We start from the raw sequence: 15,953 nt of genomic DNA, 5'->3' as shown, positions 1-15,953 counted from the left end.
TATTCATTGTTGTTTAGAACTATTGCATCGATTTGTACAAATCTCTAAACTCTTTAGCCTTATCAGACATTTCTAGAACTTCATAAATACTCATTAACGTTCTAACAGAATCAGCATTTCTATTTAAACTATCTGCTTTTTCTAAATAAGGTAAAGCTTCTTTGTAAACTTGTTTTTGTTGAGCAGCTAATTCATCATACTTTTTAAAGTTAGATAAATTTTTATTCATTTCTTCAACTATTTTTTTGTCCTTATCTAAGGTAGCTACAGCTAAATTCATATATGCATCAGCATAATCTGGTTTTAACTCAATCGCTTTTCTGTAATAGCCTTTTGCTTCCTCTACTCTATCTTGGTTAAAGTTAACCACTCCAAGATTATAATACAAAGTAGGATTCTCAGGATCTAATGCAATAGCTTCGCTCATCAATTCTCCAAACTTATCCATTTTTTTAAGCTTAATATACATATCTGCTTCATTTAATAATAAGTTTAAATCTTTTGGATTTGCTTTACGAGCTTCAGCTAATGCTGCAATTGCTTCGTCTGTTTTTCCTTGCTCTTTTAAAATTAAAGCAATATTTTTAACAATAGTTGCTGATTTACCCTCACTTGCAATTACATCTGGCTTAATATATTCTCCAGATTTAACCATTAAATCTCTTTGAGATTTAGAACCTAAATTTTCAACTTCTCCTGTAGACTTCTTAGTAGCTACATATTGGGTTTCTATTCCTGTATATCCTATCTTTCTTAATTCTTTATAATACTTTAATGCCGCATCATAATCTTTGGCTTGTGTTGCGCTTACCGCTGCATTAAATGCAAAAGCAGTATCTTTTGGACTTAATTTATAAGTTAGATAAAATTTTTCTGCTGCGCCTTTATAATCCTCTTTATTGTTATATAAATCTACTGCTTCGTTAGAAACATTTTGAGTCATTACGCCAACAATTGCAGCTACGTTTGAAGAATACAGATTCTTACCAGACTGCTTTTCAAAAGCTAACAACTGATTAAATGCATCAGCAGCAGCAGTATATTTTTTTTGGCCTGATAAAGCTTTACCTTTTAAAAAGTAAAATTTAGATTTATACTTATCATCTGCATTAGCTATTAATCCTTCTACAGAATTGATAGTCGAAAGAGCACCTGCAAAATCATTGCTTTTAATTGCTTTTTCGGCTTCTTTCAATTCTTTTTTTTGCGCAAAAGAACTAATGGTTAGTAAACCTAAAGAAAGGGCTAAAACTTGTTTTTTCATTTTAGTTATTGTTTAATTTATTGTTATTCTTGATTTTCGTTTGTTCCATTTTCATTTTCCATGCCATTTTCACTCTCTTCTTCACTTTCTTCTTCTCGCATTACTTTAGCTACCGCTGCAATACTATCATCTCCTTTGATATTGATAAGCCTTACACCTTGTGTTGCACGCCCCATAACACGTAAATCTTCCACAGCCATACGAATAGTAATTCCAGATTTATTAATAATCATTAAATCGTTAGAGTCATCTACATTCTTGATTGCTACTAAATTACCTGTTTTTTCTGAAATATTCAATGTTTTAACTCCTTTTCCTCCACGATTCGTAATTCGGTAGTCCTCTAGCTTAGATCGTTTTCCGTATCCTTTCTCTGAAACTACTAAAATGTTACTTTCCATATCATTTACAGACACCATTCCGATAACTTCATCTTTTTCATGTTGTAAAGTAATACCACGAACTCCAGATGCTGTTCTTCCCATTGGTCGTGTTTTCTCTTCTTCAAAACGAATTGATTTACCAGATTTTAAAGCTAACATTACTTGGCTATCTCCAGTCGTTAACTTCGCTTCTAATAACTCATCTCCTTCTTTAATGGTAATTGCATTAATTCCATTTGCTCTTGGACGAGAGTATTGTTCTAGAGGAGTTTTCTTAACTTGACCTTTTTTAGTAGCCATAATTACATAGTGGTTATTGATGTAATCTTCATCTTTTAAATCACCTGTAACTAAGAATGCCTTTACTTTATCATCTTGCTCAATATTGATAAGGTTTTGAATCGCTCTCCCTTTTGTATTTTTCCCTCCTTCAGGTATTTCATACACGCGCATCCAAAATACTTTTCCTTTTTGCGTGAAGAATAACATATGTTGATGGTTAGTCCCAACAAATAAATGTTCTAAGAAATCCTCATTACGCGTCGTAGCTCCTTTTTGTCCACGTCCTCCTCTATTTTGAACTTTGTATTCATCTAAATTAGTACGTTTAACATAACCTGCATGAGAAATAGTTACTACTACTTTAGAATCTGGAATCATATCTTCGATACTCATGTCTCCTCCAGCATACTCTATTACAGAGCGACGATCGTCACCATACTTATCTCTAATCTGAATCAATTCATCAGTTATGATCTGATAACGTCTTGGTTCGTTTGCTAAAATATCTTTTAAGTCTATAATTGTAGCCATTATTTCCTCATATTCAGCACGTAACTTATCTTGCTCTAGTCCTGTTAACTGGCGTAAACGCATTTCTACAATGGCTTTTGCTTGAATTTCAGTTAATTCGAAGCGTTCCATTAACTTTTCACGTGCTTCATCTGCATTACTAGATCCTCGAATAATAGCAATTACTTCATCAATATTATCAGAAGCAATAATTAATCCTTCTAAAATATGTGCACGAGCTTCAGCTTTTTTCAATTCAAATTCTGTTCTACGAACAACAACTTCATGACGATGCTCTACAAAATAATGAATTAATTGCTTTAAGTTTAATTGCTCTGGACGACCATTTACTAACGCAATATTATTTACACTAAACGATGTTTGTAATTGTGTATACTTAAATAATTTATTAAGAACGATATTCGGAATCGCATCACGTTTTAATACGTATACAACACGCATTCCTTTTCTATCAGATTCATCACGAATACTTGCAATTCCTTCTAATTTTTTGTCGTTAACTAAATCTGCAGTTTTTTTAATCATTTCTGCTTTGTTAACCTGATAAGGAATTTCAGTAACTATAATACACTCACGGCCTTTTACTTCTTCAATAGTAGCTTTAGCACGCATAACAATACGACCACGACCGGTATGAAATGCATCACGAACACCATCGTACCCATAAATAATTCCACCTGTTGGGAAATCTGGAGCCTTTACGTGTTGCATTAACTCGTCGATCTCTATATCTCTATTCTCGATATAAGCGATAGTACCATTTACAACTTCTGTTAAGTTGTGAGGTGCCATATTGGTAGCCATACCAACCGCAATACCTGAAGCTCCGTTTACTAATAAGTTAGGGATACGTGTTGGTAAAACGGTAGGTTCTTGTAAAGTATCATCAAAGTTTAACTTATGATCTACAGTATCTTTTTCAATATCAGCCAACATATCTTCTGATATTTTTTGCATACGCACCTCAGTATAACGCATTGCTGCAGGACTATCACCATCAACAGAACCAAAGTTCCCTTGCCCGTCTACCATCATGTAACGAACACTCCAATCTTGCGCCATACGCACCATTGAATCGTAAACAGAAGTATCTCCATGTGGGTGATACTTACCTAACACTTCCCCAACAATTCTTGCTGATTTTTTATACGCTCCAGTAGCTTTAATTCCTAATTCGTGCATACCAAATAACACTCTACGATGCACGGGTTTTAAACCATCACGAACATCTGGTAAGGCTCTTGATACAATCACCGACATCGAGTAATCGATGTAAGCTGATTTCATTTGCTCTTCAATGTTAATTGGAATCAACTTTTCGCCGTCTGCCATATATCTCTTTTTAAAATATTAGTACTCATTTTCGTTAAAAAAGTGAATTCTATTCAAGATAAAATTCACTTTAAAACATGCCCCTAAAAGCATCTTTTCTTAAAACATTGCAAGATATACTTTTTAGTAGGAACGCCCAAGGTTTATTGGTAATTATTTAAAGGGAGTTATTAACAAATTAATTGATTTTTTAACATTTTTTTTCACTAAAAAAACACGCTTAAAAACGACTCTTTTTTACGCCAATATGACAGCAAAAAACAACTGGCATCCTTTTTGTGTTTTTCAATAAAAAATTCTCACTAACTTTACAACAGATAGAAATTTAGATTTATGGACGAAAATTTTTCACCCGAAGTTAGAGATGTAATCACTTTTAGTAAAGAAGAAGCATTACGCTTAGGACATGATTTTATCGGAACCGAACACCTTTTGTTAGGTTTGATTAGAAAAGGAGACGGAAAAGCAATCGAGATTTTAACTACCTTCGATGTAGATTTAAACTTGGTACGCAATAAATTAGAAAGACTAAACCCATCTACTCCTTCTTTTGAAGAAAGTCAAAAAAAGAGTTTACACTTAACTAGACAAGCAGAGAAAGCTATAAAAACAACGTTTTTAGAAGCAAAATTATATCATAGCGAAGCTATCGATACAGCTCATTTATTGTTATGTATTTTACGTAACGAAAATGACCCTACAACAAAATTATTGCAGAAATATGACGTAGATTACGATCAAGCAAAAGCATTGTATAAAGAATTACATGTTGCTGATGAAGATTTACCTATTAATCCAATTGCAGAAACTCCAAGTGATGACGATTTTTCTGAAGAAAAAGCAAATCCTTACGGGCAACAATCTCAAAAAGGAAAGCCTGCAAAGAAATCGAAAACACCTGTTCTCGATAATTTTGGACGCGATTTAACAGAACTTGCTGAAGCTGGAAAGCTTGACCCTGTTGTGGGCCGTTTAAAGGAAATAGAGCGTGTTTCTCAAATTTTGAGCCGTCGCAAAAAGAACAATCCAATGTTAATTGGAGAACCTGGTGTTGGTAAATCTGCCATCGCCGAAGGTTTAGCCTTGCGAATTGTGAACAGAAAAGTATCAAGAATTCTATTTGACAAACGCATTGTTTCTTTAGATTTAGCAAGCTTAGTTGCTGGCACAAAATACCGTGGACAGTTCGAAGAACGCATGAAGGCCTTAATGAATGAGCTTGAAAAAAACGACGATATTATTTTATTTATTGATGAAATTCATACTATTGTTGGTGCTGGTGGTGCAACAGGATCATTAGATGCTTCTAACATGCTTAAACCTGCGTTAGCTCGTGGAGAAATTCAATGTATTGGAGCCACAACCTTAGATGAATACAGAACTAATATTGAAAAAGACGGGGCTTTAGAGCGTCGTTTTCAAAAAGTAATTGTAGATCCAACAAGCGTTGAAGAAACCATACAAATTTTACACAACATTAAAGGAAAATATGAGGCACATCATCATGTAGATTTTACTGACGAAGCTATTGAAGCCTGTGTAAAATTAACCAACCGTTACATGACGGACCGTTTTTTACCAGACAAAGCTATTGATGCTTTAGATGAAGCGGGTTCTCGTATTCATATTACGAACATCATAGTACCTCAACAAGTATTAGAGTTAGAAGCAAAATTAGCTGAAATTCGCGATCGTAAAACCAAAGCCGTTAGCGGGCAAAAATATGAAGAGGCTGCAAAGCTTCGTGATGATGAAAAGAATATTGAATCTGCTTTAGAATCTGCTCAAAACCAATGGGAAGAAGATTCTAAATTACATCGTCAAGTTGTAACTGAAGACAATGTTGCTGAAGTAGTTTCGATGATGACAGGAATTCCTGTAAATCGTGTTGCTGAAGCAGAAAGCCATCGTTTAGCAGATTTACCAAACCTAATTAAAGGAAAAGTAATTGGTCAAGATGATGCTGTTACCAAAGTAGTAAAAGCTATTCAACGAAACCGTGTAGGATTAAAAGATCCTAACAAACCAATAGGGTCGTTTATTTTCTTAGGTTCTACTGGGGTTGGTAAAACACAATTGGCTAAAGTTTTGGCCCGTGAATTGTTTGATTCTGACGATTCTTTAATTAGAATCGACATGAGTGAATACATGGAAAAATTTGCGATTTCTCGTTTAATTGGTGCACCTCCAGGATATGTGGGTTACGAAGAAGGCGGACAATTAACCGAAAAGGTACGTCGCAAACCATACTCTGTTATTCTTTTAGATGAGATTGAAAAAGCGCATCCAGATGTATTTAACATGTTGTTACAAATCTTAGATGACGGACATATTACCGATAGTTTAGGTCGTAAAATCGATTTTAGAAATACGATTATTATCATGACATCTAACATTGGTGCTCGTAAAGTAAAAGACTTTGGTGCGGGTGTTGGTTTTGGTACTGCTTCTAAAAAAGAACAAGAAGACGCGCATACAAAAAGCATTATAGAAGGCGCTTTAAAGAAATCGTTTGCTCCTGAGTTTTTAAACCGTATCGACGATGTAATTATCTTTAATTCTCTAGAACGTGAAGATATTCATAAGATTATCGATATTGAGTTGAAAAAATTATTAGCGCGTATTTCAGATTTAGGGTACCATTTAAATTTAAGCGAAAAAGCAAAAGACTATATTGCAGACAAAGGTTTTGACAAGCAATATGGTGCACGTCCTTTAAAACGTGCCATACAAAAGTATATAGAAGATGCTTTAGCCGAAGAGATCGTAAGCGCTAAATTAGATGAAGGGGACACAATTTTTATGGATTTAGATGAGAAAGACAATAAGCTCACAATAAAAATTGAAAAAGGTGAAAAACCTAAAGAAACCCGAACCGAAATAGACGAAGAATAAAAAACCAAAATCCCGAGCAAATTGCTCGGGATTTTTTATTTCACCCAAAAAGTGGAAAACATTGTGAAAAACTTATTTTTAACCAAATTTCCTTACCTTTTCATTTTCACTATCTTAGTGAAAAATTGCTAGAACCTTATAATATCCCACTAAAATCTAGGGATATCCCAAATAAAGTTCTGCATATAACTAGTTACCCAACATACAAGACGAACATTGAGAAAAACGATTATCAATTATTATTATCGATTAATTTACGAGTTGAAAAACTGGAATTGGACAATGATTTGCTTGGGAATAATTTCCATCGAACTTGCCACTCTTCTGTTTATATCGTTAAAAAATAAAACTTCAGAACTTGGGTTTTCAAACAGTAGTCTTGAATTGATTTTAACAATCAACGGACTTTTTTCAGCGATTTTAGTCACTTACTTTTTTAACAGAATAACTTTCGTTTTGGATTTCAAAAAAGATACCTACAATGAGGCTGTCAAATTCTCACAAAAAATAACCGAATTTAGACGAGTATGTGATAAACTGACTCAATATTATAACGTTTGGGTTGATGACAAAGCCACTAAAAGTCTTTTGGAACATAACGAATACAAACACGTAGATTACATTCAATATAAAGGATTCTATAGGGATGATTATAAACCGAATAAAAAAAAATTAGAGATAATTGAAAGATTAAGAAAAGACGATAGATATAAAGAAGGGCTTTCGGACTTATTTCTTGGAATGATTAGTTTAGTTAGAAACAGAAAAAGTCGAGATATTAGAAGACCGAGTGAGCTTTACAAGGATTTTCAGAAAAAAAGGATTTATAATTTAGAGTATATTGAAAGATGTGTTGCTTGTGACTATGCAAGCTCACTTTGGTATTGGTTCAGCAAAGATTATCAAGTCATAAATTATAATGCACTTTCACAAGATTCAAAAGAATATATTCTAAATGCCTGTGGCAGGATTGACCAAAAATATGAAGAAATGGAGCTGAACAACAAATTAATGGCAGAGCTTTGTGACGACATGAATGAACATTATTTTAAGGAACTTTATCAATTGCTTCTTGACTTAAGAAAAGGTTTGTCAAATTTCAATTTATTGATATTTTCGATTCTAATTGCGAGTTTAATATTCGGAGTTTTGTTGCCATTCTTTGTTTACTTCATATTAGAAGAGTCGGAATTGAAAACAGTATTGACAAAAGCTCTAATTGGATTAAATTTTGGACTGTTATTTTTCTTTATTACTAATCTATACGGATTAGTCAAAAAAGAGATAACTTGGACATAAGTACGCTGGGTAACAATGTATTATATTAATTAACTAAATAAACCCTTATAAATAAAGGGTTTTAAAAGATTAATTAAAAAAGGGTACAACATAGGTATAACATTTTAACCTATCATTTGAAGTGATCTAAAAATATAAAAAAACCGCTTCTAAATTAATAGAAACGGTTTTAAATATGTATTTAAACTTAAAGTTATTAAGCTGCCGTACCAGAGCCTAAATACACACTATTCGATACTTGTGTACCATCAGCAGAAACAAACGCCATAAATAGCTCTACAGTATCTCCTGCATAGGTATTTGGTATAGTAATTACTTGAGAACCTACAGTTCTATCAGCACCATCAAGAATTGATACAGATTCTTTTTTACTTGGATTGTAAACTAATACCATCGCTTTATCAGTTGCATTTGCATTACCTTCTGCCGAGTTATCATCCCAATCAAAAGTTACTTGTCCTGGTGTTGCTAAATCGGTTGAACCATTTAAAACACTTGACAAAGAACCTCTACTTAATAAAGCTAAAGAATAATCGATTGTAAAGTTAGGTGCGATGCCTCCTACTGCATTATTTAACACATAAGACATTGCAGCATTAAATTCTGTTTTCTTAACAGCAAAAGCCTTATATCCAACTTTAATAAAATCGCTTGTCGCTTGAAGATACTCCAATGTAATAGTAAATTTATTACGCTGATTTACCTGTCCTTCTGTTCGTGGATTCGCCACGCTCGCTGGCTTAATTCTGATGTAGTCAATACCTTTCCAACTACCGCCAATAATACTACCTACCTTACCCGATAAGCTTCCTAGAATACCCTGTGGAATTTTTCCCATTTTTATAACAATTTAAAATTAATACTTGTTCGGACTTGGTACGGACTTGATATTGCTTTTAAACCTTGTTTTCGTTACTAATATAACGAGAATTATGCCATTCTGTTACTGTTTTAGGCTTGTCTGATGCCTTTGCATTATACTTCTTTTGTTTGCATTAGTTTGAAACAATTACGGATATATGCAACCTTTAAAACTGACATTTTATCAATGACATTTTGTAGCTCTTTTTCTTTTTTGCTTATAACCTCAACCGCTTTTATGTGTTTTTGCATCTGGTCGCTGACATTATGAGAGGATTTGACGGCTTTTTTAAGCGTGTTTCTGCAATCATCTACAGAAATAAACGGAATAACACTACCTTTTAAATAATAAGCGTAAAAACCGCCTATTTGTAACATCATAGATAAATGAAAAAGGGTGTTTTTCTCTGCTTCCGTTTTTGTGATTACTACAAAACAGTTAGGACAAGGATTTGAAAGCGGTTTTCCGCTGTTAAGTCCTTTGTTTAGGATAAAAAAATGAGGGTTCGAGTAGGTTCTTCCGATTTGGTGTGTTTTCAGTTCAAAATAAGACATAGCTATCCAATTAAAAGTTCGCTACGCTCACACATATTTTTTTTGAAAATGAAAAAGAAAAAAATTAAAAAAAGAAAGCCTTCCGCTTTGTGGCGTGGGTAAGGCTGTCAAGCTTTTTTTAAAAAAGTTTTTTAGGAATTTTAATGAAATAGAAAAAGCTAAAAGCAAAACGAAAAATTGCTTTGAAGTAGTAATAAAAAGTTTTTAAAAAAACCGTAGGCTTGAGCTTTATAGCCTTAAAGCGTGGGCTGTAGGAAGCCACATATATTTGCTATCTTTTATTAATTTAATGTTATTCCTGCCAATATAACTATTATAACAAGCATAATGATTGTGAAAAGTTTAGTGCCAAAAGAATCATCACCTTCAGGATTTTCGATTTTATTACCGTTTGCATCAATATCGTGAGGAAAGAATAAATCAAATAAATTTTCAATTATTTGTTTCATACTATAAATATAACTTTTCTGGGGAATTAACACTTAAAAAAATAGGTTTTAGTACCGTATTGCGCGTTGGATGAAGCGTTTGTATGGGTAGCGTTTTAAATAGTTGTTTGATAAAAACAGCATTTAAACAAGCTACTTATACAGGACTTTTAGACAATAGCTTATTGCTTTTTTGAGGTACGATAAAAAGTAATATGCTATGGCGTAGCACTAAACTTTATAAACCTATTTTTTTATAACCGCTAACTTGGGTGGTGGGGAAAAGAGGAAATAAAATACTAATGGTTTTTACCGTGACAATGTTTGAATTTTTTGCCGCTACCACAATGACAGGAATCATTTCTGCCTATTTTTTTGCGTGTATTAATTACTTGTTTAGGTTTAGACTCTTCAACAAAATCAAGTTTACCCTCTGAAGGAACACGAAAGCTAAATACAGTTTGACCACCTAAATTGGTTATTGCAAAATCACCACGTGAAATAATATCCATACCTATAAGTAAATCTGTACCATTTAATACACCTTCTGTAACTTTTATAAATTGAAATGCTACTTGATTAGGTAAAAATAAATTTATAGCATAGACATTAACAATAGCCTCACCGTTAGCGTGATAAACTTTAGCTTTACTTATAGGTTTTAAACCTAGCTTTAAAGCACAATCTTTACTAATTACAGTACCAGTAGCACCTGTATCCCATAAACCTGTAAATTGCTCAACTTTGGGATGTTTACCACCACTTAATGGGTCAAACGCCTGACATACACCGCAAGGTGTTTTTAAAACACGTAAAGTACCGTTTGATTTAAGAGTAAAGGATTTTGAAGCACTTTCCATAAATTAAACAAAACTTACACGTGAGTGGAATGATTGAGTGTAAGAATTGTCACCTGCTTCGCAAAATTGTATTAAAAATGTACCAGCTTCATATTTTTTTTCTGATTCAAAATAAGCTTCTTCATCAGAACTATATACACCAACGATTTCTTCGCCAACTATAACTAGATACTTGCCTTCGTATTGAGAAACGAATTTCTCTTGATTATCAAGATAATATTTAAATTCTTTTTCTAACATTGGTTTATCAATAACAATTATAAAATTATGAAAATGGTTGCAAATATACAATAAATATCTCTATCTATTTCATTTACAACTGCGAAAGACGTGCCAAAATAATAATATTTAGAAAAAAACCAACTAACTATATTTGTTAACGAAATGAAACAAACAAAGACTTGAGGTAAGGAAAACTTGGACTTAACGATGGTTTTGTGCAGCTTGAATGAGATAACGAATATTATTAACAATAAACGTAATCCTTAAAATATTCGGGTGTTTAATGTTTGTTTAAAATGTGGTTTAATGCTCGGAATTGCGCGTTGGAATAGCGGATATTTTACATAATACCAGTTATAGCTACAAAATGCATTACAACTGCGATAGCAAACCTTTGAAAAGTGCCGTTTGCTACTATAACTTGTATTATGTAAACATAGCTTTGGGTAGTTTTTGGTGTGAGCGTTGGCAACAGCTCTTTACTTTTTTATTGTACCTTTTTATTAAAATATAAACGTTTAAATAAAACAAGTAATGTGCTGTGTGAGGGTTGGCAACCAAAAACTACAAGCGCATTGGCGAGCGGAACAAAATAAAAGACAGAGGATTTTGAGGAACGAAAAAAACTGGGTTTTATTTTGTGGGGAATTAAATAACCTTTATGATTACTAAAGTTCAAACGTATGAAAGCCATTACCTAAATCTTTGGATTTTAATATTAGCTTTGAATTATACGTTTTAGACAAACTAACTTTTTTTGCATAATCCGAACCACTAATTGAAGTTGATTTTGCTTCTCTAGTTTGTAATGATTTAGGATTATATTTAAAATGCTTTTTCATTATTATTAAAACGACAATTAAATAGAATTGTTGTTTAAAGCCTTTTTAACAAGCGCATAAGCCTTATCAAAAGTAGTGCTTTTTTCGCAATATTTCGTTATTCTTGTTTCTTTAGCCTTTGTTTGTACCCTTTTTGTCGATTTTACCTCTGCTGTTTTTGCATCTTTATTTAACACTGAAACTATATACTCTTTGTTGTCTTTAAAACATTGCCAAGTACAACCGTTACCATTAGGAAGCATTTGCCAATCGTGGGTAATCTCTATTTTAGATAAATCATTTAAAAACTCTAAAACAGATTGATAACGATCAGCTGGATTAGGATGCAATGCCTTTCTTATGTAGTTTCTTAAAGTTTGTGGAATGTGTTCTAAATAAGCACTTCTATTAGGAAATTTACCTTCAAAAACAGATTTTAGAAAACTATCATAATTAAACGAATTATCTTTATTTACGAATCTATCTAACTGTCTTTTAAAAAAGACATTACCATTACATAAGCGATAAATTGTTAAACCTGCTTGAAAAATATCACTATGATTACTAATGATTTCTGTTTGTAATGTTTCGGGCGCCCTGTGTAAATCATAGAATTTACCAAGCAATGTTAAGCCATCATTATTTAAATATTTTGCCAAACCAAAGTCTGTAAGAATCGCATCATTACTATCTGATATTAAAATGTTAGTCGGCTTAATATCACAGTGTAATAGTTGTTTAGTATGAATATGATGTAACCCACTTAAAAAATCAATACTATATTTAACTATTTCGCTAACTCTTAAAGGTCTTTTGTTTATTAAACTATTTAATGAACCCTTTTGATAAAAAGGCATTGTTATATAAATAAAATCTTTGTCTTGGCAAGAATACTGTATTGGTGCAATATTTGGATGATTTGAGCTATATAGCTTTTTGGCTTCATCAAAAAATTCAGAATCATTTTTAAAGTCTGATTTACTTATTTTTTTAACTACAATTTCTGTATCTAATTGATAATCGTGTGCAATATGAACTGTTGAGTTTTTACCTTCTTGACCAATATCTTTCAAGATTTTAAAGTGTAAATCTGTTTTCGTGTAATCTAACATATATTAATTATAAAGTTGACGAGGCAAAACCTACTAAAATGCTTTCTCTATGTTCAGTTGAAAATGACGACCAATCCGTAATGCCATTAAAGACCGACCTACCCTCTATAACTTCAGTTATAGTGCCATCATTTGGAATATCTAATCTTTTACTTATGGAACCTTTTAAACCAGTAAAATAGGCTTCTACATAACTACTTGCAATAAGTTCTTGAACAATTGCTTCTAGCATTAACCTAAACCTATCGGGTGATTGAGCATTATTTTCTGTTACCCTTATTCCTGCTCTTATTACATTATATTCTAAAAAAATATCCAGAATTGTCTTACGGACATATTTTAATTTGTCTGGAATATTAAATGATACTGGAATAATTAACTTTTGGTTTATTAGAGTAAATGTATCGTTTTCTTTAAACACAATAATGCTATAATAAATTTTTTTAGGTGTACATCTAATTCCTGCTATTGTCATAATATTATTTAAAAATATGTTGTAAACTAAATATCACTATTTGTAAAAATGAGTTTTTTTAAATATTAATTAGCTTTAATTTTTGACATTATAAATGTAAATCTGTAAATAATAGAAAGCCTAAAAATGTGATTATATTTACAATAAATTAATACCTAAATGGCTTGCTTAATTAAACTCATTATATATTCTAAATTTGCATCGTTCTTAACGATTGTCTCATAATCACCATTACCCCAATGACCAGTATCTGACACGTCGCGCATTAAGCCTTTTGGGTCATCAAGATTTCCTTTTGAAATATTAATAAAAATCTTTAAGCCTTTTTTTAGAATAACTATATCAGACAAGTTTTTATCTTTTTTAAAGGCTATATATTGTTTATTAGCTTTTACTTCAATATCATCAGCGAGATTTAAAATAGCTTGTTTATAATTTTCATATAATTCAATTACTTCTTCAGGTTTACCTTCTAAATGCTCATCTTCGGTGTAGACTTTTATTTCTTTTGAAACTGAAGCTAGTTTTGAGTTTGATGATGTAATAGGTTTTATGCTTTCGGCTGAACTGCTCTTTTTTATTTGATTGATACTAATTAAATCATTATCATATTTTTTTATTTCCCATAATTCAATTGCAATATCTTTGAAATTAGTTGCTGTTTTTTGATTTTCAGTAAAACTTGTAGACACAAAAATAACTCTTGATTGACTCCAGTCTACATCTTGACGTTTTAGATTGGATTTTAAAGTTTCGTTGTATTCAATAATAAAATCAGCTTTGTTCTCAAGCATTAAACTCAAATATGTGAAACCTTGATCTATTACACTTATATTTTTATTTCTTTTATATTCTATGATTATAAAAGCATTTGATTGCTTATCATAGGCTAAAGTATCAATACGTTTATTTTTAATTGTAAATTCTGATTTAACTAATACCAACCCTAAAATGTCTTGAAGATTAAATTCAAATATATTTTGAATGTCTTTTTCTAATTTAAAAGGCTTTTCCTTTACGTTTACAAGTTTTGAATTTTTGTTTAGATTAAATAATTGCATATTAGGTATGTACTAATTAAGATTATTTTTAAATTCATTAATCACTCCTTTTGTGTAATTTTTCATATCATTAAAGTTTTCACTAACTGATGTTACTTCAATAAAATCATTTAAATCATATGGCTTTATACTCACGTCATAGCCATTAGAAATACTCTTAACTATTGAAAAATCAAAAAACTCACGAACATCTTGATGTATAGTTGGTGCTACAAAAGATAAATATTTTACAAGCCTATCTTCAAATTCTTCATTTGAATATAAGTGTCTAATAACATTTGCTGTTTCATTATTAAGTTGTTGAGTTTTATTTCTTATCAATGTTACCTCAATTAACCAATAGAACTCTTTTGTGAAAATTTCAATATCTCCTTTATTACCTGGTGCGTGAGAGTAAGGTTTACCTATGTGGTCTGCTTTATAATTTGGACGAATTGCATATTCTTTACCATATTTAAGAGCTATAAAAATGGATATAAAAAACTCTAATTTTAAAGGTTCAGGTATTTCTTTAAACTCATCAATAACTGTTCTTCTTGTACCTATTTTTTCAATACTTTCAATGATTATGTCTTCTGTTATATTGTAGTCATTTATGATATTGTAAATTTTATTTACGTATTGCTCTCCATCGATAACATCATCTTTACGGAAAGAGTCAATAATGAGATACAGCTCATTACTTTTAGAATTAAGTTTATTAAAATATTCAATTGCTGTAGTTTTTTCAACATCGCTTAAATTAAAATCAAACTTTAAAAGTGCTTCTATGTATTTTAGTTTACTTTCATTAATCTGGATTAATTTTTTGCCAGTAAACCTTATTGAAATAAAACCAGAAATTATAAATACTCTACGAACAACATCAGGATAATCTTGAGTAATTGTTTTAAATTTAGTATTAACCTTGTACTCTTGTTTTACAAAGTTAAAAGCATCCTCATTATCATTAAATTTCTTGTTTTCAAGCAATTTTAAAAACTCTTGCACATTACCGTTTTGACTAAACATTGCGACAATAAATTGCTCATAGCTTAAAGATTTACCCTTTTCCCTTAAGGCCATCAAAACTTTAATAATAAATGTAAAAAAGTTGAAATCATTACTAACGTTTCTATATGGGTTTCTTCTATTGTATTTAACAGCTTGTATAGAAAAAGCTTCTTGTTCATCAATTTCACCTGAAATTAATTTTTTACAAATATCTGAAAGCTTAAAGGGTTCACCATAACGAGCATATACAAACCCTAATTCAGAAGGTGTTCGCATATAAGTCCAAAAACGAGAAGAATAACCAGAAGGAAAACCGCCATCTGCTCTACGAGTACTATTAACATCAATAACCAATTGTTCTATATCAGCAGGTTTAGTTTCTTCAAGTATTTCTATTTCATTACTAGAAACTACACCATCAAGATATAATTTAACAACAATTTTTAGTAAGTTTTTTTCGTTTAAAACTACATTTTCAAACTCTGAAACAGCCTTTAATATTTCGATATACCTTTCAGGGTTTCTAACTGCTGTTTCAAATGCCATTTGTTTAAAAGTTGGCTTTCTTTTTATTCTTTT

At 31.5% G+C, this 15,953-nt stretch carries 14 protein-coding genes; 2 read left to right on the top strand and 12 right to left on the bottom strand.

Translation table 11 applies throughout. The annotated features are described in order from the left end of the window. Nucleotides 1–19: 19 nt before the first annotated feature. Nucleotides 20–1,264: a tetratricopeptide repeat protein gene (locus tag C7447_RS11440; RefSeq protein ID WP_148870637.1), complete on the bottom strand. Its 1,245-nt coding sequence runs from the start codon at nt 1,262–1,264 to the stop codon at nt 20–22. A gap of 23 nt (nt 1,265–1,287) precedes the next feature. Continuing rightward, entirely contained in the window at nt 1,288–3,792 is a 2,505-nt protein-coding gene (gene gyrA / locus C7447_RS11435) for a DNA gyrase subunit A (RefSeq protein WP_148870636.1), read from the bottom strand. A 333-nt stretch (nt 3,793–4,125) separates the two neighbouring features. Between gyrA and C7447_RS11430 the strand changes: the two genes are divergently transcribed. Further along, entirely contained in the window at nt 4,126–6,687 is a 2,562-nt protein-coding gene (locus C7447_RS11430) for an ATP-dependent Clp protease ATP-binding subunit (RefSeq protein WP_148870635.1), read from the top strand. 216 nt (nt 6,688–6,903) lie between these two features. Continuing rightward, nucleotides 6,904–7,986 carry a hypothetical protein gene (locus C7447_RS11425; RefSeq protein WP_170246003.1) on the top strand — a complete coding sequence of 361 codons (1,083 nt, stop codon included), beginning with the start codon at nt 6,904–6,906 and terminating at the stop codon, nt 7,984–7,986. 196 nt (nt 7,987–8,182) lie between these two features. Here the strand turns inward: C7447_RS11425 and C7447_RS11420 are convergent, their stop codons facing one another. The 10 genes from C7447_RS11420 to C7447_RS11385 form a co-directional block, all read right to left on the bottom strand. Beyond that, nucleotides 8,183–8,824 carry a DUF6266 family protein gene (locus C7447_RS11420; RefSeq protein WP_148870633.1) on the bottom strand — a complete coding sequence of 214 codons (642 nt, stop codon included), beginning with the start codon at nt 8,822–8,824 and terminating at the stop codon, nt 8,183–8,185. 137 nt (nt 8,825–8,961) lie between these two features. Then, a complete protein-coding gene (locus C7447_RS11415) occupies nt 8,962–9,402 on the bottom strand; it encodes a DUF6943 family protein (RefSeq protein ID WP_148870632.1) in 441 nt (146 codons plus the stop codon). 281 nt (nt 9,403–9,683) lie between these two features. Beyond that, a complete protein-coding gene (locus C7447_RS14830) occupies nt 9,684–9,851 on the bottom strand; it encodes a hypothetical protein (protein WP_170246001.1) in 168 nt (55 codons plus the stop codon). Nucleotides 9,852–10,129: 278 nt separating this feature from the next. Next, nucleotides 10,130–10,690, bottom strand: a complete 561-nt coding sequence (locus C7447_RS14925) for a retropepsin-like aspartic protease (protein ID WP_211354923.1) — start codon at nt 10,688–10,690, stop codon at nt 10,130–10,132. A gap of 3 nt (nt 10,691–10,693) precedes the next feature. Further along, nucleotides 10,694–10,930 (bottom strand): hypothetical protein, encoded by a 237-nt coding sequence (locus C7447_RS11405; protein WP_148870631.1) that lies wholly within the window; start codon nt 10,928–10,930, stop codon nt 10,694–10,696. Between the two features lie 650 nt (nt 10,931–11,580). Continuing rightward, complete coding sequence (locus C7447_RS14825; protein WP_170245999.1) at nt 11,581–11,754, bottom strand: hypothetical protein; 174 nt, start codon at nt 11,752–11,754, stop codon at nt 11,581–11,583. Between the two features lie 17 nt (nt 11,755–11,771). Continuing rightward, entirely contained in the window at nt 11,772–12,845 is a 1,074-nt protein-coding gene (locus C7447_RS11400) for a serine/threonine-protein kinase (RefSeq protein ID WP_148870630.1), read from the bottom strand. Between the two features lie 7 nt (nt 12,846–12,852). Beyond that, nucleotides 12,853–13,320 (bottom strand): hypothetical protein, encoded by a 468-nt coding sequence (locus tag C7447_RS11395; protein WP_148870629.1) that lies wholly within the window; start codon nt 13,318–13,320, stop codon nt 12,853–12,855. A 155-nt stretch (nt 13,321–13,475) separates the two neighbouring features. After that, a complete protein-coding gene (locus C7447_RS11390; RefSeq protein WP_148870628.1) occupies nt 13,476–14,381 on the bottom strand; it encodes a DUF5655 domain-containing protein in 906 nt (301 codons plus the stop codon). Between the two features lie 12 nt (nt 14,382–14,393). Beyond that, on the bottom strand, nt 14,394–15,920 hold the full coding sequence (locus C7447_RS11385; RefSeq protein WP_211354919.1) for an AlwI family type II restriction endonuclease: 1,527 nt from the start codon (nt 15,918–15,920) through the stop codon (nt 14,394–14,396). Nucleotides 15,921–15,953 lie beyond the last annotated feature (33 nt).

The organism is Tenacibaculum adriaticum (assembly GCF_008124875.1).
Classification (GTDB): Bacteria; Bacteroidota; Bacteroidia; order Flavobacteriales; family Flavobacteriaceae; genus Polaribacter; species Polaribacter adriaticus.
This window is presented reverse-complemented; position numbering and strand designations above follow the sequence as displayed.